Below are 17,499 nucleotides of genomic sequence, written 5' to 3'. Positions count from 1 at the left end.
GTGTCGACGCTCAGTGAACTCGTTATCGCCCAAGGTCGCAGCAGTCAGCCCGATGTCGATTGGCTGCACATGCTCGTCGGTGACCTTCAGCTCATCGCCGATCTCGCCTTCGCCGACATCGTGATCTGGGTCCCGAGTGCCGACGACGGTTTTGTCGCGGTCGCTCACTCGCGGCCGTCGAGCGCTGCGACGCTCTTCTATCGCGACTTCGTGGGCCAGGACATCAAGGGGGAGTGGCGCGAGCTCGTCACCGCGGCCTTCGAGTCGCACGAGATCCACGACTCGTCGGCCCCCGCATGGTTCGAGGAGATGCCGACGCGCGTGCGTGCGGTCCCCGTCATGCGTCGCCTCTCGACGTCGGGACCGGACATCGCGTCCGAGCCCGTCGCCGTCCTCACGCGCCACACGAACCTGAGCGAGACGCGCACCCCGAGCCGCCAGGAACTCACGTTCAACGACTGCGCCAACGAGCTGTTCTCGATGATCGCCTCGGGCGACTTCCCCGACCTGGGCGCTCCGACCGGGCCTCGGCGTGGCGCACCGCGCGCATCCGACGGCCTCATCCGCCTCGACGTCGACGGAACGACGACGTTCGCGAGCCCGAACGCCCTCTCGGCATTCAACCGCATGGGCTTCAACGACGAGCTCGAAGGGGAGTCCCTCGCGGAGGTCACCACGCGGCTCCTCGCGGGCAAGATCGTCGTCGACGAGTCGCTTCCCCTCGTCGTCACCGGACGCGCCCCGTGGCGCACCGACATCGAATCGCGCGGAGTCACGGTCTCGCTCCGCGCGATCCCGCTCCGCCACCGCGGTGAACGGGTCGGGGCCATCGTGCTTTGCCGCGACGTGACCGAGCTCCGCCACCAGGAGCAGGAGCTCATCACGAAGGACGCGACGATCCGCGAGATCCACCACCGCGTCAAGAACAACCTGCAGACGGTGGCGTCGCTCCTCCGCATCCAGGCGCGTCGCACGCACTCCGACGAGGCGCGCGACGCCCTCACGCAGGCGATGCGCCGCGTCGCGGCCATCGCCGTCGTGCACGACACCCTGTCGGAGGGGCTCTCGCAGAACGTCGACTTCGACGAGGTCTTCGACCGCGTCCTGCTTCTCGTCGCCGAGGTCGCCTCGGCGCACAACACGACCGCTCACCCGAAGAAGTCGGGCTCGTTCGGCACGCTCCCGAGCGGCTACGCGACTCCGCTCGCCCTCGCGCTCACGGAGCTCGTGACGAACGCCGTCGAGCACGGCCTCGCGGGCCGGGAGGGCGACGTCGAGATCAACGCCTCACGCGACGACGAGACGCTCTCCGTCAAGGTGCGCGACACCGGCTCCGGCCTGCCCGAGGGAATGGTCGGCGAGGGGCTCGGTACTCAGATCGTGCGCACGCTCATCCAGGGCGAGCTCGGCGGCACGATCGACTGGCACACCATCATGGGCGCGGGCACCGAGGTGACGATCGACGTTCCGCTGCGGTGGCTCGGTTCGTCGACGTCCGCGCGATAGGCCGCTCACGCATATCGGCGGGCGTCGATCGACATCGACGCCCGCCGATATGTGGCACGTTTCAGTCGTGCCGAGCGAGGTTCTAGGAGGCGCGGCGTGCGCGAGCGGCGCGACGCTTCAGCGCCCGACGCTCGTCTTCGCTCAGGCCGCCCCAGACGCCCGAGTCCTGACCGGTCTCGAGGGCGTACTGCAGGCAGATCTCGGTGACCGTGCAGCGGGCGCAGACGGCCTTCGCCTTCTCGATCTGGTCGACGGCAGGGCCGGTGTTGCCGACGGGGAAGAACAGCTCGGGGTCTGCTGTCAGGCAGGCGGCTTTGTCGCGCCAATCCATAGGGGATGCTCCTTGTTGCGGGGGTGAGCTGCAGCGATTCCACGCCTAATCGCGGGAAAAGAACTGCAGATGAAGGTCAAGTTGCAGGAAGTAGGATCTTGAGTGACCGGCTCACGTCCCTGTGAGCGTCAACTTGACCTCATAAATGTTGGCATAGTAGAGGTTCGAGATCAATAGTTCTGCATGGGATAACGCTGTGAAATCTTCGCGCCTCCGCCCGGCATTGGCGATTCTGCGGGCGATCCTGGTCCTCGAGGCCGCCGCGCTCGTCGCCATCGTCGTGTGGCTGCTGATCGAGATCCTGACCGATCAACCCGACTCGTTCGCGTCGGCGATCGCGCTCCTCGTGCTCACGGCCATCGGTGCGCTCTGGGTCGTCATGCTCGCCGTGGGAGCCTTCCGCATGGCACCGTGGGTGCGCGGAGGAGCGATCACGTGGCAGGTCCTGCAGATCGCCGTCGCGATCGGGTGCTTCCAGGGATTCTTCGCCCGCCCCGACCTCGGCTGGGCGCTCCTCGTGCCCGCGCTCATCGTCATCGGGCTGCTGCTCTGGCCGCCTCTCGGGCGCGCGTTCATGCCGCCCGCGCCCGGAGGCGTCGTGGCGTCCGACGACGCCGCGGAGAGCTGACCGCTCAGGCGTCGACGAGCCCGAGCTTCTTCCGCAGCATCGCGACGTGGTTCTTGGCCTTCGTGTTGTAGAACGTGTGCGTGATGACGCCGTCCTCATCGATGACGAAAGTCGTGCGAAGGGTGCCGACGGTGATCTTGCCGTACAGGTTCTTCTCGCCCCACGTGGCGTACGCGCGGTGCACGGTGAGGTCTTCGTCGGAGAGCAGCGGGAAGGTCACGTGCTCCGCCTCCTGGAACTGTTTGAGGGTCGCGACGTCGTCCTTCGAGATTCCGAGCACGCGGTAGCCGTGTGCCCCGAGCGACGCCAGGCTGTCGCGGAAGTCGCACGTCTGCTCGGTGCACGCCGGCGTGAGAGCCGCCGGGTAGAAGTAGAGGATGACCTTGTCGCCTCGGAGGTCGGCGAGGGAGACGGGGTTCCCGTCCTGGTCGTCGAGGCGGAAGAGGGGCGCGGTGTCGCCGACGGCGAGGCGGGAATCAGTCACCATGCCATCGTAGGCATACGACGACTCACGCGAAGGTCGTGAGGAGGCGCTGCAGCGAGTCGAGGCGCGCGCGACCGGAGTCGCCGAGCTCGCCCGCTTCGAGGGCCTCGTTGAGCGCGCAGTCGGGTGCATCCGGGAGGTGCGTGCAGCCCCGGGGGCAGCGTTCGGCGATGACCGCGAGGTCGCTGAATGCCCCGAGGATGTTGTCGGGGTTGACGTGCCCGAGGCCGAACGAGCGCACGCCCGGTGTGTCGATGACCCAGCCCGTGCCGTCCTCGGTGTCGAGACGGAGCGAGACCGTCGACGAGGACGTGTGGCGCCCGCGACCCGTGACCGTGTTGACGACGCCCGTCGCCCGGTCGGCGCTCGGGACGAGGGCGTTGACGAGAGTCGACTTGCCGACGCCCGAGTGCCCGACGAAGACGGTGCGGTGACCGACGAGCGCACGGCCGATCTCGTCGAGGGGCATCTCGTCGTTCGCGCTCTCGAACACGGGCAGGTCGAGCCCGGCGAAGTTCGCGAGGAAGTCGGCGGGGTCGGCGAGGTCGGTCTTCGTGATGCAGAGGAGCGGCTCGATGCCGGCGTCGAACGCGGCCACGAGGTAGCGGTCGACGAGGCGGATGCGCGGCTCGGGGTTCGCCGCCGCGACGACCACGAGCAACTGGTCGGCGTTCGCGACGATGATCCGCTCGACCTCGTCGGTGTCGTCGGCGCTGCGGCGGAGGAGCGTCGCGCGCGGCTGGATGCGCACGATGCGCGCGAGCGTGCCGTCATCGCCCGTCGTGTCGCTCACGAGGTCGACGCGATCGCCCGTGACGACGGCGCGCTTCCTGAGCTCTCGGGCGCGAGCGGCGAGCACCTCGCGCTCGGTCGGCAGGCCCTCGTCGACGAGGGTCGTGTAGCGACCGCGGTCGACGCCGAGGACGACACCGGTGACGGCGTCGGCATGTTCCGGCCGGACCTTCGTACGCGGTTTGTTGCCCTTGGGATTGGGCCTCACGCGCACATCGCTCTCGTCGTAGCGCTCGGGCTCGTCGTCGTCGGCCGAATCCCACCACGTCATCAGAAGAGCGGCTCCGGTCGCGGAGCGAGCAGCCCGTTCCAGAGGTCGACGAACTGGGGGAGAGTCTTCGACGTCGACTGGATGTCGTCGACCTCGACTCCCTCGACGGCGAGACCGATGAGGGCGCCGGCTGTCGCGATGCGGTGATCGGCGTACGCGTGCCACAGGCCGCCGTGGAGAGGCGCCGGCTCGATGCGGATGCCGTCCTCCAGCTCGATCGCCGTGCCGCCGAGGCCGGTGATCTCGGCGACGAGGGCCGCGATGCGGTCGGTCTCGTGGTGGCGGATGTGTCCGATGCCGGTGATCTCGCTCGGGCCGTCGGCGAGAGTCGCGAGCGCGATGAGGGTCGGGGCGAGTTCGCCGCCCTCGGAGAGATCGAGCTCGACGCCGCGGATCGACTCGCCGGCGGTGACGGTGAGCCGGTCGCCGACGAGTTCGACGTCGGCGCCGAAGGCCGCGAGGTGTTCGATGAGCGTCGCACCGACCTGCGTCGTCGACGTCGGCCACCCGGTGATGGCGACCGCTCCGCCGGTCACGAGGGCTGCAGCGAGGAAGGGCGCCGCGTTCGAGAGGTCGGGCTCGATGTCGACATCCCGAGCGGCGATGGGGCCGTGATCGACGACCCACTCGCCGACCGTCGGCGATTCGACGACGATGCCGCGAGCGGCGAGCGCCTGGATCGTCATGTCGATGTGGGGGAGGCTCGGAAGCCGCTCGCCCGTGTGGCGCAGGTGCAGCCCGTCCTCGAACCGTGCGGCGGAGAGGAGGAGGCCGGAGACGAACTGGCTCGAGCTCGAGGCGTCGATCTCGATCTCGCCGCCGACGATCGTGCCGGTGCCGTGGACGGTGAAGGGGAGCGAGCCGCTGCGGTCGTCGTTGACGTCGACGCCGAGTGCGCGGAGCGACGTGATCGTCGTCGACATCGGCCGCTTGCGGGCGTACTCGTCGCCGTCGAACGTCGTGGGCCCGAGTGCGAGTCCCGCGAGCGGCGGGACGAAGCGCATGACGGTTCCGGCGAGGCCGCAGTCGATCGTGGTCGACCCGGCGAGCTCGGCCGGGGGAGTGATGCGCAGGTCATCGCCGAACGCGCCGTCGCCCGGGATCTTCTCGATGACGACGTCGAGCGAGCGCAACGCCTCGATCATGAGTTCGCTGTCGCGCGACCAGAGCGGCGACCGCAGGACCGAGGGCCCGTCGGCGAGGGCGGCGAGCACGAGCTCGCGGTTCGTCAGCGACTTCGAGCCGGGGAGCGAGACGACGGCCGAGACCGGCGAAGCGGCCGTGGGCGCGCTCCACGCGTCATCCGTTCCTTCGGGCGAGTCGTCGCCGTAGGGATTGAACTCAGGGGCGGAATACTTCGAGATCAGCATCGGTTATCAGAGTAGTCGGTACTCACCGGCAGGGAAGGAGTGTGGCACGTGTCGACAGCGGTGCTCGATCGTCCTCTCGAAGAGACGCACAGCCTAAGATGGCCGGTGATGACTTCCGAGACGCAGCCGAGCCTCAGCGAGCTGTTCGAGCAGCAGGCGCTGCCGTACATCGATCAGCTCTACGCGGCGGCACTCCGCATGACCCGAAACCCCGCCGACGCTCAAGACCTCGTGCAAGAGACGTTCGTCAAGTCGTACGCGGCGTTCGCCAAGTTCGAGCAGGGCACGAACCTCAAGGCGTGGTTGTACCGCATCCTCACCAACACCTTCATCAACACGTACCGCAAGAAGCAGCGCGAGCCCTATCAGGGAACGATCGATGAGCTCGAGGACTGGCAGCTCGGCGGTGCGGAGTCGACGACGGCTTCGGCGAGCCGCTCGGCCGAGGCCGAGGCGATCGATCACCTGCCCGACAGTGCGGTGAAAGATGCGCTGCAGTCTCTTCCCGAAGACTTCCGTCTCGCCGTGTACTTCGCCGACGTCGAAGGCTTCTCGTACCAAGAGATCGCCGACATGATGAACACGCCCATTGGAACCGTGATGAGTCGTCTGCACCGAGGCCGGCGGATGCTTCGCGAACTTCTGGCCGACTACGCCCGTGAGCAGGGCTTCGAGGCGGCCACGCCCACCACCCGGAGGAAGAAATGACCGACTGCGGCTGCGAGAAGGCCAAGGCCGAGCTCGAGGAGTACCTGCACAACGAGTTGTGCCGTGAAGACGCGGCCGACATCCGCGATCACATGCAGAACTGCCCCGACTGCTCGGGTGAACTGCGTGTGGGGCAGATCCTCACCGAAGCCGTCCAGCGTGCGTGCAAGGAGGCGGCTCCCGACGAGCTCCGCACCCAGGTGCTCGCGCGCATCCGAGTCGTGCAGGCCGAGCACTCGCCCGTCTCCGTCGACTGACTCGCGTCCCCACCGCCGCGATCGGGTGACGCTCGCGGGAGAAAAACCGCTAACCTAGTTAGCGATGAAGACCTTCGCTCGCGTTCTGCGCGTCTTGTTCCCCACGCTCCTGATCGTGGGATGGTTCGCCCTGTTCGGCCTGGGCGGTGCGTCGTTCGGCAAGATCAGCGACGTCTCGACCAACGAGCAGTCCCAGTTCCTCCCCGCCACCGCCGAGGCGACCGAGGTCGGTGAGATCGTCCCCGACTTCCTCGGGAGCGACACGATCCCCGCGATCGTCGTCTTCACGGGCGACGGAGAGCTGTCCGAGTCCGAGATCGCCGAGATCGAGGCGTGGGACTTCTCGGGGCTCGAGGGCGTGCAGACCGTCTCGCCCCCGATCATCTCGGATGACGGCGAGGCCGCTCAGGTCATCGTGCCGATCGACTCCGACGGCGAGATCCGCGATATCGTCACGGAACTGCGGACCGAGCTCGAGGGCTCGACCCTGACGGCGTCGGTCACCGGCCCCGCCGGCTTCACCGCCGACCTCGCGCAGGCGTTCAGCGGAATCGACGGACTCCTGCTCGGCGTCGCCCTCGCCGCGGTCTTCGTCATCCTCGTGATCGTCTACCGATCGCCGCTCCTGCCGCTCATCGTGCTCTTCACGAGCCTCTCGGCCCTGTGCGCCTCGATCTTCACGATCGTGCTGCTCGCGCAGGCCGAGATCATCATCCTGTCGGGGCAGACGCAAGGCATCCTCTTCATCCTCGTGATCGGAGCCGCGACCGACTACGCCCTGCTCTACATCGCCCGCTATCGCGAAGCGTTGATCGAACACGAACGTCGATGGGCCGCGACGTGGGCGGCCCTGAAGGGGGCGTGGGAGCCGATCCTCGCCTCGGGAGGCACGGTCATCGCCGCGCTCCTCATCCTGCTGTTCAGCGAGCTCAACTCGAACAAGTCGCTCGGACCCGTGGCCTCGATCGGTATCGCGTTCGCGGTGCTCGCGGCGATGACCCTCCTGCCCGCGCTCCTGCTCGCCGCGGGACGCGTGGCCTTCTGGCCGCGTCGACCGCGCTACGACCCGGCGCCCGTCGATGCGGCCGCCGTCGCTACGGGCGTGGAGTCGCTCGAACACCCCGCGCATCGCGCCGCCGACGGACTGGCCCACACGAAGGCCACCGCCGGCCGCGGACTCTGGGCGCGCATCGCGCGCCTCGTCTCGACGCGCCCCCGCATCGTGTGGATCGTGTCGGTCGTCATCCTCGGCGTGCTCTCGCTCGGCCTGCTCAACCTCAAGGCCGACGGAGTCCCGACGAGCGAGTTCGTGCTCGGTGCGTCGGAGGCGCGCGACGGCCAGGCGGCCCTCGGCGAGCACTTCCCGGCCGGCTCGGGAACACCCGCCTACATCGTCGGCCCCGAGGCCGATCTCCAGGCGATCGCCGACATCGCCCTCGACATGGACGGCGTCTCGTCGGTCGCCGTCGTCGCCGAGGACTCGCCGTCGGGCTTCGCTCCGGTCACGGCCGACGGCATCCAGCCGCTCGGCCCTCCCGGAACGCCCGCCGCCGACCCGACCGTCGTCGACGGCCGCGTGCTGCTCCAGGCGACGCTCGACGCCGCGAGCGATTCCGATGCGGCGGAAGACGCCGTGGCCGAGCTGCGTCTCGCCCTCGACTCCGTCGGTGAGGACGTCCTCGTCGGCGGCCAGAGCGCCGTCGCCCTCGACACGAAGGTCGCGTCGATCGCCGACCGCAACCTCATCATCCCGCTCGTGCTCGTCGCGATCCTCCTGATCCTCATGCTGCTGCTGCGGTCGATCATCGCTCCGCTCATCCTCATCGGCAGCGTCGTGCTGTCGTTCGGCGCGGCGCTCGGCGTCTCGGCGTGGGTCTTCAACGGCATCTTCGACTTCCCCGGTGCCGACCCCTCGGTGCCTCTCTTCGGGTTCGTGTTCCTCGTCGCCCTCGGCGTCGACTACAACATCTTCCTGATGACACGGGTGCGCGAGGAATCGATCCTCCTCGGAACCCGCGCGGGCATCCTCCGCGGCCTCACGGTCACCGGCGGGGTGATCACGTCGGCCGGACTCGTGCTCGCCGCCACGTTCGCCGCCCTCGGCGTCATCCCGATCCTGTTCCTCGCCCAGATCTCGTTCATCGTCGCCTTCGGCGTGCTGCTCGACACGTTCCTCGTGCGCACGCTCCTCGTGCCGGCGCTCGCGTACGACCTGGGTCGGAGGATCTGGTGGCCGAGCCCCCTCGCGCGCGGCGCGAAGTAGGGCCCGACACCGAAAAGACCGGATGCCGCGTGCGCCCGCTCCGTGAGGAGTCGGGCCGCACGCGGCATCCGGTCTTCGTCGTCTAGAGCGAGAGCGCCGCGCGGATCAGCTCGGTCTGCTCGAGCGCGTGACGCTTCGCCGAGCCGGCGGCCGGCGATGCCGACGCGGGGCGCGAGAAGAGCCGCATCGGACGCGGGCCGAGCTTGTTCGTCTCGAGGACGAAGAACGGCCAGGCACCCTGGTTCTCGGGCTCGTCCTGCACCCACGCGAGCTCGGCGTTCGGGTACGAGTCGGCCACGGCGCGCAGCTCCTCGGCCGGGAGCGGGTAGTACTGCTCGAGGCGGACGAGGGCGATCTCGGGGTTCGGGTTCTTCTCGAGCTCGGCGAGCAGGTCGTAGTAGATCTTGCCCGCGTGGAAGAGGACGCGCTTGACGGCCGACTTGTCGGTGATGCGAACGTCGTCGATGACGGGCTCGAATCGACCGCTCGTGAAGTCGGCGACCTCGCTCGTCGCACCGCGGAGGCGGAGCATCGCCTTCGGGGTGAACACCACGAGGGGGCGGCGCGGCCGCTGGTACGCCTGGCGACGCAGCAGGTGGAAGTACGACGCCGGGGTCGACGGACGAGCGACGGTCATGTTGTTCTCGGCGCACAGCTGCAGGTAGCGCTCGATGCGGGCGCTCGAGTGGTCGGGGCCCTGGCCCTCATAGCCGTGCGGGAGCAGCAGCACGACGCTCGAACGCTGCGCCCACTTCTGCTCGGCCGACGAGATGAACTCGTCGAGCACCGTCTGGGCGCCGTTCGCGAAGTCGCCGAACTGCGCCTCCCACAGCACGAGGGCGTCGGCGCGCTCGACGGAGTAGCCGTACTCGAACGCCATCGCCGCGTACTCGCTGAGGAGCGAGTCGTAGATCCAGAAGCGGGCCTGGTTCTGCGAGAGGTTCTGCAGCGGCAGCCACTCCTGACCGTTCACGCGGTCGTGCAGCACGGCGTGGCGCTGAACGAACGTTCCGCGGCGCGCGTCCTGACCGGCGAAGCGCACGGGGGTGCCCTCGAGGAGCACCGAGCCGAGGGCGAGGAGCTCGCCGAAGGCCCAGTCGATCTTTCCGTTGCGGCTCATGTCGAGTCGCTTCTGCAGCAACTGCTTGAGCTTCGCGTGCACCGTGAAGCCCTCGGGCGGGTTGTTGAAGGCGTCACCGATGAGGTGCACGACCTGCTCGGACACGCCGGTCGTCGAGAGCTGCCCGTCCGAGTCATCCGTCGGGGCGTCGTCGGCCTGGCCGTCGGCGCCGACGATCGGGATCGCCGACGACTGCGCGGCGTGCGTCTCCATGAACGCGCGCTCGAGGCGGTCCTGGAAGTCGGCGTGCGCCGCCTCGTACTCTTCTTCGGTGATGTCGCCGCGACCGACGAGCGCCTCGGTGTAGAGCTTCCGCACCGAGCGCTTCGCCTCGATGAGGCTGTACATGAGCGGCTGCGTCATCGAGGGGTCGTCGCCCTCGTTGTGACCGCGGCGGCGGTAGCAGACGAGGTCGATGACGACGTCGCGCTTGAACTCCTGGCGATACAGGTACGCGAGGTGAGCGACGCGGATGACCGACTCGGGGTCGTCGCCGTTCACATGGAAGATCGGTGCCTGGATCGTCTTCGCGACGTCGGTCGAGTAGATCGAGGAGCGCGAGTCCTGCGGCACGGTCGTGAAGCCGACCTGGTTGTTGATGACGACGTGGATCGTGCCGCCGGTCTTGTAGCCGCGCAGCTGCGAGAGCTGCAGCGTCTCGAAGACGACACCCTGTCCGGCCATCGCCGCGTCGCCGTGGATGAGGATCGGTAGCGTCGAGAAGGTTCCGATGGGCTTCCGGTCCTGCTTGGCGCGGACGATGCCCTCGAGCACGCCGTTGACGGCCTCGAGGTGCGACGGGTTCGCGGCGAGGTAGACGGGGATCTCCTCGCCCGTGTCGGCCGTGAAGGTGCCCTCGGTGCCGAGGTGGTACTTGACATCGCCCGATCCACTCGAGTTGCGGTGGTCGGGGGTGCCCTCGAACTCACGGAAGATCTGTCCGTAGGTCTTGCCGGCGATGTTCGTGAGCACGTTCAGTCGGCCGCGGTGCGCCATACCGATCGCCACGCCGTCGAGGCCGTCCTTCGCAGCGCCCTGCAGGACCTCGTCGAGGAGTGCGATGACGGACTCGCCGCCCTCGAGGCTGAAGCGCTTCTGGCCGACGTACTTCGTCTGGAGGAAGGTCTCGAAGGCCTCGGCCTCGTTGAGCTTGCCGAGGACGCGCATCTGCTCGTCGTGGGTCGGCTTCTCGTATTTGCGCTCGACCTTCTGCTGGATCCACTTGCGCTGCTCGGGGTCCTGGATGTGCATGTACTCGATACCGATGGTGCGGCAGTACGAGTCGCGCAGGACGCCGAGGATGTCGCGGAGGAGCGCCGACCGGGTGCCGCTGAGGCCACCCGTGACGAACTCGCGGTCGAGGTCCCAGAAGGTGAGGCCGTGGCTCGAGATGTCGAGGTCGGGGTGCGAGCGCTGCACGTACTCGAGCGGGTCGGTGTCGGCCATCATGTGGCCGCGCACGCGGAACGAGTTGATGAGCTCCTGCACGCGCGCGGTCTTGTCGACGGCGCTCGCGAGGTCGACAGAGATGTCGGGCGCCCAGTGGATGGGGTCGTACGGCAGGCGGAGGGCCGCGAAGATGCCCTCGTAGAAGCCGTGCTTGCCGATGAGCAGCTCGTGCACGATCTTCAGGAACTCGCCCGAACCCGCGCCCTGGATGACGCGGTGGTCGTAGGTCGACGTGAGGGTGATCGTCTTGCCGATCGCGAGGTTCGCGAGCGTCTTCTCGCTCGAGCCCTGGAACTCGGCGGGGTACTCGAGGGCGCCGGCGCCGATGATGCAGCCCTGGCCCTTCATGAGGCGCGGCACCGAGTGCACCGTTCCGATTCCGCCGGGGTTCGTGAGCGAGATCGTGCCGCCCTGGAAGTCGTCGGCGGTGAGCTTGTTCTTCCGTGCGCGCTGCACGAGGTCTTCGTAGGCGCCGAGGAACTCGTTGAACGTCATCGTCTCGGCGCGCTTGATGGCGGGGACGAGGAGGGCGCGTGTGCCGTCGGGCTTCGGGATGTCGATCGCGATGCCGAGGCCGATGTGGGCGGGCTTCACGACCGCGGGCTTGCCGTCGGACTCGGTGTAGTAGACGTTCTGGCTGGGGAACGACTTGAGCGCCTGGATGAGCGCCCATCCGATGAGGTGCGTGAACGAGACCTTGCCGCCGCGCGCACGCTTCAGGTGGTTGTTGATCACGATGCGGTTGTCGATCATGAGCTTCGCCGGAACGGTGCGCACGCTCGTCGCGGTGGGAACCGAGAGGCTCGCGTCCATGTTCGCGGCGAGGGTCTTCGGCATGCCGCGGAGCGGGACGATCTCGTCCTGCTTCTCGGTGTCGGGCTTCGTCTCGACGACGGCCTGCGGGCTCGTGATCGGCACGTCGGCCGGTACCGGCTCGGGCCGAGGAGCGATCGAGGTGGTCTTCGCCGCGGGCTGGGAGCCGATGACGGTCACCGGCGCGGTGATCGGGCGCGGCGTCGAGTCGGTCGGCGCGGCGTGCTCTCCCTGCGTCGACGTCGTGGCGGGTGCGGGTGCTGCAGCGGTCGGCTGCGGGGCCTCACCCGATGCCTTCGCGGCTGCCGCGTCGCGGTAGCTCTCGAGGATCGGCCACCACGATTCGTCGACCGAATTCGGGTCGCCGACGAACCTCTCGTACATCTCGTCGACGAGCCATTCGTTGGCTCCGAACTCGCCCGACGTGGTCTCGTCAGATCCCGACCCGGTCAATTGGCTCGACACAGCCGATCGCCCACTCTCTCCGTTGATGTTCGTTTCGTTGTGAGCGGTGTCGGTGCGCGTTTTGCGGGTGACGGGCCGCCTCTGCAAGCCTAATCCTCTTTGCCCGAGGCTGCCGCCACGACGACACGGGGACTACCGTGGTCGACATGGAGTTCATCCGCGAGGTCTCCTCGAACGATCTGACCTATTCCGACGTCTTCCTCGTGCCCCGGCGCTCAGCCGTCGCGAGCCGTCTCGACGTGTCCCTCGCTCCGGGCGACGGCACCGGAGCGACGATCCCGCTCGTCTCGGCGAACATGAACTCGGTCACGGGGCCGAGGCTCGCGGCGACGCTCGCCCGGCGCGGCGGGCTCGGCGTCCTCCCGCAGGACATGCCCCTCCAGGACCTCGACGCGGCGATCCGCTGGGTGAAGAACCAGTCGCCGGCTTTCGACACGCCGTACTCCTTCGCTCCCGGCGATACCGTCGCCGACGCGCTCGAGGTGCTTCCGGGCGCCGAAGGCCATGGGATCGTGCTCCACGACGCTCAGGGAGCGTTCGTCGGCTGCATCCCGGCCGCGCGCCTCGCCTCCTCTCTTCCCGACGCCCAGCTCGGCGATCTCGTGCACGGCTCGCTGCCCGCGCTCGACGCCGAGGACGTCGATTCGCCGCGCCGCGCCTTCGACGTCATGACCGAGGCCGGCCTCGACTTCGCGCCCGTGCTCCGGCACGGCGCGCTCGTCGGCACTCTGAGCCGGCGGAGCGCGCTGCGGGGCACCATCTACCAGCCGAACGTCGACGCGCACGGCCGTCTCGCCGTCGCCGCGGCGGTCGGCATCAACGGAGACGTCGCGGTCAAGGCGCGTGCGTTGGCGGAGGCCGGCGTCGACGTCCTCGTCATCGACACGGCCCACGGACACCAGGACGGGATGCTGCGGGCGATCGCCGCCGTGCGTGCCGCCGGTCTCGGGCTGCCGATCTGCGCGGGCAACGTCGTCACCGCCGACGCGGTGCGCGATCTGGTCGACGCCGGCGCCGACATCCTCAAGGTCGGTGTCGGGCCGGGCGCGATGTGCACGACGCGCATGATGACGGCCGTCGGACGGCCGCAGTTCTCGGCCGTGCTCGAGACCGCCGAGGCTGCGCGCGCTCTCGGAGCGCACGTCTGGGCCGATGGGGGAGTGCGCTACCCGCGCGACGTCGCCCTCGCCCTCGCGGCGGGCGCCGCATCGGTCATGGTCGGTTCGTGGTTCGCGGGCACGATCGAAGCGCCGGGACGCCTGCGCTCGGATGACTCGGGCCGGCTCTACAAGGAGAGCTGGGGCATGGCGTCGACGAAGGCCGTGCGCGAGCGCTTCGATCGACTCGACCCGTACGAGCTCGCACGCAAGGAGCTCTTCGCCGAGGGCATCTCGTCGAGTGCGATCTACCTCGATCCGCTGCGGCCCTCGCTCGAGGACCTCCTCGACATGATCACGTCCGGAGTGCGGAGCTCGTTCACCTACGCGGGTGCGCGCAGCGTCGACGAGTTCCACGAGCGGGCGCTCGTCGGGGTGCAGTCGGCGGCCGGCTACGAAGAGGGCAAGGCCCTCCCGGTCAGCTGGTAGCAGACCGGCTCTATACTGTTCAGACTTATGGACGAGCCTCCTTCTTCGCGTTCCAGTTCTCCCGGTCATAGACCGTCGCCCGTGACCGCGGGGGGTGGAACCGATGTCTGAGTGGCTACTGCTCGGAATCGGTCTCCTCCTCACCGTGGGCACGGGCTTGTTCGTTGCGAGCGAGTTCGCCCTCGTCAATCTCGATCGCAGTGATCTCGAGGCGCGTCGCGCTCGGGGCGAGACCCGCCTCAGCATGACGATCGCGGCTCTCAAGATCACCTCGACGCACCTCTCGAGCGCGCAGCTCGGAATCACGCTGACGACGCTGCTCACGGGTTACACGATGGAGCCGGCGATCACGTCGCTGCTCTCGGGGCCGCTCACCGCGATCGGCACGCCCGAGGCCGTCGTGCCCGTGCTCGGCGTCTTCCTCGCCGTGACGATCGCGACGCTCCTGTCGATGGTCATCGGCGAACTCGTGCCGAAGAACTTCGCACTCGCGCTTCCTCTCGCGACGGCGAAGATCGTCATCCCCTTCCAGACGGTGTTCACGACGGTCTTCAAGCCCGCGATCATCGTGCTGAACGGCAGCGCGAACGCGATCATCCGATCGTTCGGGATCGAACCGAAGGAGGAGCTCTCGGGCGCGCGCAGCGCCGAAGAGCTCTCGTCGCTCGTGCGTCGCTCGGCGAGCGCGGGTCTCCTCGAGGCCGACACCGCGACGCTCCTCAACCGCACCCTGCGCTTCTCGCAGCACACGGCCGCCGACGTCATGACGCCGCGTCTGCGCGTCGCGACGGTCCGTCGCACGGACTCGGCCTCGACGGTGCTCGAACTCGCGCGGCAGACCGGCTACTCGCGCTTCCCCGTGCTCGACGAGAACGTCGACGACGTCGTCGGGCTCGTGCACGTGAAGCAGGCGGTCGCCGTTCCCCGTGAACGCCGCCCCGACGTCCCCGTCTCCGCTCTGCAGTCGGAGGCGCTCCGCGTGCCCGAGACGATGCGCCTCGACGCTCTGCTCGGCGAGTTGCGCGGACGCGGCTACCAGATGGCCGTCGTCGTCGACGAGTACGGCGGAACCGCGGGCGTCACAACGCTCGAAGACCTCGTGGAAGAACTCGTCGGCGAGGTGTCGGACGAGCACGACCGCACACGCGCGGGCGTCGTCCGCCGCGCGGACTCGCTCACGTTCCCCGGGATGCTGCGGCCCGACGAGCTCCTCGACCGCGCCGGCATCCGCGTGCCCGAAGAGGGACCGTACGAGACGATCGGCGGATTCATCATGAGCGAACTCGGCCGTCTTCCCGTCGTCGGCGACGAGGTCGAGCTCGAGAGCGGCACCCTGACCGTGCAGCGGCTCGACGGTCGCCGCATAGACCGGGTGCGCTTCGTCACGAAACCCGTCCTCACGACGGAGGGAGGTGAGCGCGATGTCGAGTGATTGGATCGGACTCGCCTGGCTCGTCGTCCTGCTCGCCGCGAACGCCTTCTTCGTCGGAGCGGAGTTCGCCGTCATCTCGGCGCGACGCTCGCAGATCGAACCGCTCGCCGAGCAGGGCAAGCGGAGCGCCATCACGGCCCTCTGGGCGATGGAGCACGCGACGCTCATGCTCGCGATGAGTCAGCTCGGCATCACGGTGTGCTCGCTGCTCATCCTGAACGTCTCCGAACCCGCCATCCATCACCTGCTCGAGGTTCCCCTCGCGCTCACCGGGTGGTCGGAGGAGGTCATCGGCGGCGTCGCCTTCGTCATCGCGCTGCTGATCGTGTCGTACCTGCACGTCGTGCTCGGCGAGATGGTTCCGAAGAACCTGTCGTTCTCGCTGCCGGACCGCGCCGTGTTGCTGCTCGCACCGGCGCTCGTCTTCATCGCCCGACTCTGCAAGCCCATCATCGGAACGCTCAACGCGATCGCCAACGGCGTGCTGCGACTGTTCCGCGTCGAGCCGAAGAACGAGGCGACGAGCACCTACACGCTCGAGGAGGTCGCGACGATCGTCGATCAGTCGACCCGGGAGGGCGTGCTCGACGACGCGAGCGGCACCCTGCTCGCCGCGTTCGAGTTCACGACGAAGAAGGTCGCCGACGTCGCGGTGCCGCTCTCGCAGCTCGAGAGCCTGCCGCCCGAGGCGACTCCGGCCGATGTCGAACGCGCGGTCGCCCGGCACGGCTTCTCGCGCTACGTCATCCGCGCGGAGGACGGCGATCCCGCGGGCTACGTGCACCTCAAGGACGTCATCGACCTCGACGACGACGAGTTCGACGACCCGATCCCGCCGAAGCGCGTGCGCCAGCTCGTCTCGATCTGGAACGGCACCGACCTCGAGGACGCGCTCGCCACGATGCGCGCCTCGGGCTCGCACCTCGCCCGCTCGTTCGACGCCGAGGGCACCGCCTCCGGAGTGCTCTTCCTCGAGGACATCATCGAGGAACTCGTCGGCGAGGTGCAGGACGCGACGCGCCGCGACTCGACGCGCAACTGAGTGAAGCCGCACCGGGCGGTCGATGGCCCTGTCGTCGCCCGCCCGGTGGGCCTATCGTGAGGTCATGAGCGCTTGGCTGGAGTGGACCGATACCGACGCGCGATCGTGGATCGCGGTGCCCGGCCCCCACGATGACAAGTACTCCCGCGGGGTGCTCGGCGTCATCACCGGCTCGGTCGAGTACCCCGGTGCGGCGATCCTCGGTGTCGAAGCCGCCCATCGCACGGGTGTCGGCATGGTGCGCTACGTCGGCCCCCGGTTCGTACGGAGCCTCGTACTCGCACGGCGGCCCGAGGTCGTCACTCAGCCCGGCCGGGTGCAGGCATGGCTCGTCGGCTCGGGCATGGATGCCGCGCGGCGATCGTTCGTGCTCGTCGGTGAGCTCACTCGCGCGATCTCGTCGGGCGAACCGGTCGTCGTCGATGCCGCCGCGCTCGACCTCGTCGCGGCGCACACCGGCCCCACGATCATCACTCCGCACTACCGCGAGCTCGCCTCGCTCCTCGCGAAGCGCGAGATCGACGTCTCCGCGGCCGACATCGCCGCCGACCCGTCGGGATGGGCGGTACGCGCGGCGATCGAGCTCGACGTCGTCGTGCTCCTCAAGGGGGCGTCGACGTTCGTCGCCGATCCCGTCGGGCAGGCGATCGTCGTGCGGGCCGGCACGAACGAGCTCGCGACGGCGGGAACGGGTGACGTGCTGGGCGGCATCCTCGGTTCTCTCCTCGCGACCCACGCGAGCGAGCTCCGCACCGACATCAGCCTGCTCGCTCCTCTCGCCGCGACCGCTGCGCTCCTCCACGGGCGAGCCGCCGAACGGGCATCCGGTGGGGGCCCGATCGCCGCACTCGACGTCGCCGAGGCGCTGCCCGCGGCCATCGCGACCCTCACCGGACGCGCGTAGTGCAGTCACAGGGGTCTTCCCGCTAACCCATAGCGTTCGCAAATAATCGCTTCCTACAGTTGAACCAACAACCGTTGG

At 68.7% G+C, this 17,499-nt stretch carries 14 protein-coding genes; 9 read left to right on the top strand and 5 right to left on the bottom strand.

All coding sequences use genetic code 11. The features are described from left to right. A complete protein-coding gene (locus tag BJ972_RS05845) occupies positions 1-1,506 on the top strand; it encodes a sensor histidine kinase (protein WP_129172873.1) in 1,506 nt (501 codons plus the stop codon). An 82-nt stretch (positions 1,507-1,588) separates the two neighbouring features. On the opposite strand, the gene BJ972_RS05840 is transcribed toward BJ972_RS05845, so the two are convergent. Beyond that, a complete protein-coding gene (locus tag BJ972_RS05840; RefSeq protein ID WP_056730333.1) occupies positions 1,589-1,837 on the bottom strand; it encodes a WhiB family transcriptional regulator in 249 nt (82 codons plus the stop codon). Positions 1,838-2,033: 196 nt separating this feature from the next. Between BJ972_RS05840 and BJ972_RS05835 the strand changes: the two genes are divergently transcribed. Continuing rightward, entirely contained in the window at positions 2,034-2,465 is a 432-nt protein-coding gene (locus tag BJ972_RS05835; RefSeq protein WP_179419925.1) for a hypothetical protein, read from the top strand. A 4-nt stretch (positions 2,466-2,469) separates the two neighbouring features. Here the strand turns inward: BJ972_RS05835 and bcp are convergent, their stop codons facing one another. Genes bcp through aroA form a run of 3 tightly spaced genes read right to left on the bottom strand, consistent with a single transcriptional unit; the run spans position 2,470 to position 5,382 of the window. Continuing rightward, positions 2,470-2,952, bottom strand: coding sequence for a thioredoxin-dependent thiol peroxidase (gene bcp / locus BJ972_RS05830; RefSeq protein ID WP_129172872.1), 483 nt, complete (start codon positions 2,950-2,952; stop codon positions 2,470-2,472). Between the two features lie 22 nt (positions 2,953-2,974). Beyond that, the gene (rsgA, locus tag BJ972_RS05825) at positions 2,975-4,012 is read right to left on the bottom strand and encodes a ribosome small subunit-dependent GTPase A (RefSeq protein ID WP_129172871.1); all 1,038 of its coding nucleotides are present in this window, start codon (positions 4,010-4,012) and stop codon (positions 2,975-2,977) included. Next, a complete protein-coding gene (gene aroA / locus BJ972_RS05820) occupies positions 4,012-5,382 on the bottom strand; it encodes a 3-phosphoshikimate 1-carboxyvinyltransferase (protein ID WP_129172870.1) in 1,371 nt (456 codons plus the stop codon). Before aroA ends, rsgA begins: the two co-directional genes overlap by 1 nt. Positions 5,383-5,490: 108 nt before the next feature. Between aroA and BJ972_RS05815 the strand changes: the two genes are divergently transcribed. From BJ972_RS05815 to BJ972_RS05805, 3 genes are all read left to right on the top strand, one after another. Then, positions 5,491-6,090 carry a sigma-70 family RNA polymerase sigma factor gene (locus BJ972_RS05815; protein WP_129172869.1) on the top strand — a complete coding sequence of 200 codons (600 nt, stop codon included), beginning with the start codon at positions 5,491-5,493 and terminating at the stop codon, positions 6,088-6,090. After that, positions 6,087-6,347, top strand: a complete 261-nt coding sequence (locus BJ972_RS05810; RefSeq protein ID WP_129172868.1) for a zf-HC2 domain-containing protein — start codon at positions 6,087-6,089, stop codon at positions 6,345-6,347. The genes BJ972_RS05815 and BJ972_RS05810 overlap by 4 nt, the downstream gene beginning before the upstream one ends. Positions 6,348-6,411: 64 nt before the next feature. Beyond that, the gene (locus BJ972_RS05805) at positions 6,412-8,610 is read left to right on the top strand and encodes an MMPL family transporter (protein WP_129172867.1); all 2,199 of its coding nucleotides are present in this window, start codon (positions 6,412-6,414) and stop codon (positions 8,608-8,610) included. A gap of 82 nt (positions 8,611-8,692) precedes the next feature. Here BJ972_RS05805 and BJ972_RS05800 read toward each other — a convergent pair whose 3' ends face one another. Then, a complete protein-coding gene (locus tag BJ972_RS05800; RefSeq protein ID WP_129172866.1) occupies positions 8,693-12,457 on the bottom strand; it encodes a multifunctional oxoglutarate decarboxylase/oxoglutarate dehydrogenase thiamine pyrophosphate-binding subunit/dihydrolipoyllysine-residue succinyltransferase subunit in 3,765 nt (1,254 codons plus the stop codon). Positions 12,458-12,603: 146 nt separating this feature from the next. Between BJ972_RS05800 and guaB1 the strand changes: the two genes are divergently transcribed. The 4 genes from guaB1 to BJ972_RS05780 all read left to right on the top strand — a co-directional run bounded on the left by guaB1 (position 12,604) and on the right by BJ972_RS05780 (position 17,421). Beyond that, positions 12,604-14,043 carry a GMP reductase gene (guaB1, locus tag BJ972_RS05795; RefSeq protein ID WP_129172865.1) on the top strand — a complete coding sequence of 480 codons (1,440 nt, stop codon included), beginning with the start codon at positions 12,604-12,606 and terminating at the stop codon, positions 14,041-14,043. A 103-nt stretch (positions 14,044-14,146) separates the two neighbouring features. Then, positions 14,147-15,475 (top strand): hemolysin family protein, encoded by a 1,329-nt coding sequence (locus BJ972_RS05790; RefSeq protein WP_129172864.1) that lies wholly within the window; start codon positions 14,147-14,149, stop codon positions 15,473-15,475. Then, positions 15,465-16,517 carry a hemolysin family protein gene (locus BJ972_RS05785; RefSeq protein WP_129172863.1) on the top strand — a complete coding sequence of 351 codons (1,053 nt, stop codon included), beginning with the start codon at positions 15,465-15,467 and terminating at the stop codon, positions 16,515-16,517. The genes BJ972_RS05790 and BJ972_RS05785 overlap by 11 nt, the downstream gene beginning before the upstream one ends. Before the next feature lie 64 nt (positions 16,518-16,581). Further along, a complete protein-coding gene (locus BJ972_RS05780; protein ID WP_129172862.1) occupies positions 16,582-17,421 on the top strand; it encodes an ADP-dependent NAD(P)H-hydrate dehydratase in 840 nt (279 codons plus the stop codon). Positions 17,422-17,499: the final 78 nt, after the last annotated feature.

The organism is Agromyces atrinae (genome assembly GCF_013407835.1).
GTDB lineage: Bacteria > Actinomycetota > Actinomycetes > Actinomycetales > Microbacteriaceae > Agromyces > Agromyces atrinae.
The sequence above is the reverse complement of the archived record's forward strand: the minus strand, read 5'-3'. Positions and strand labels throughout refer to the sequence as shown.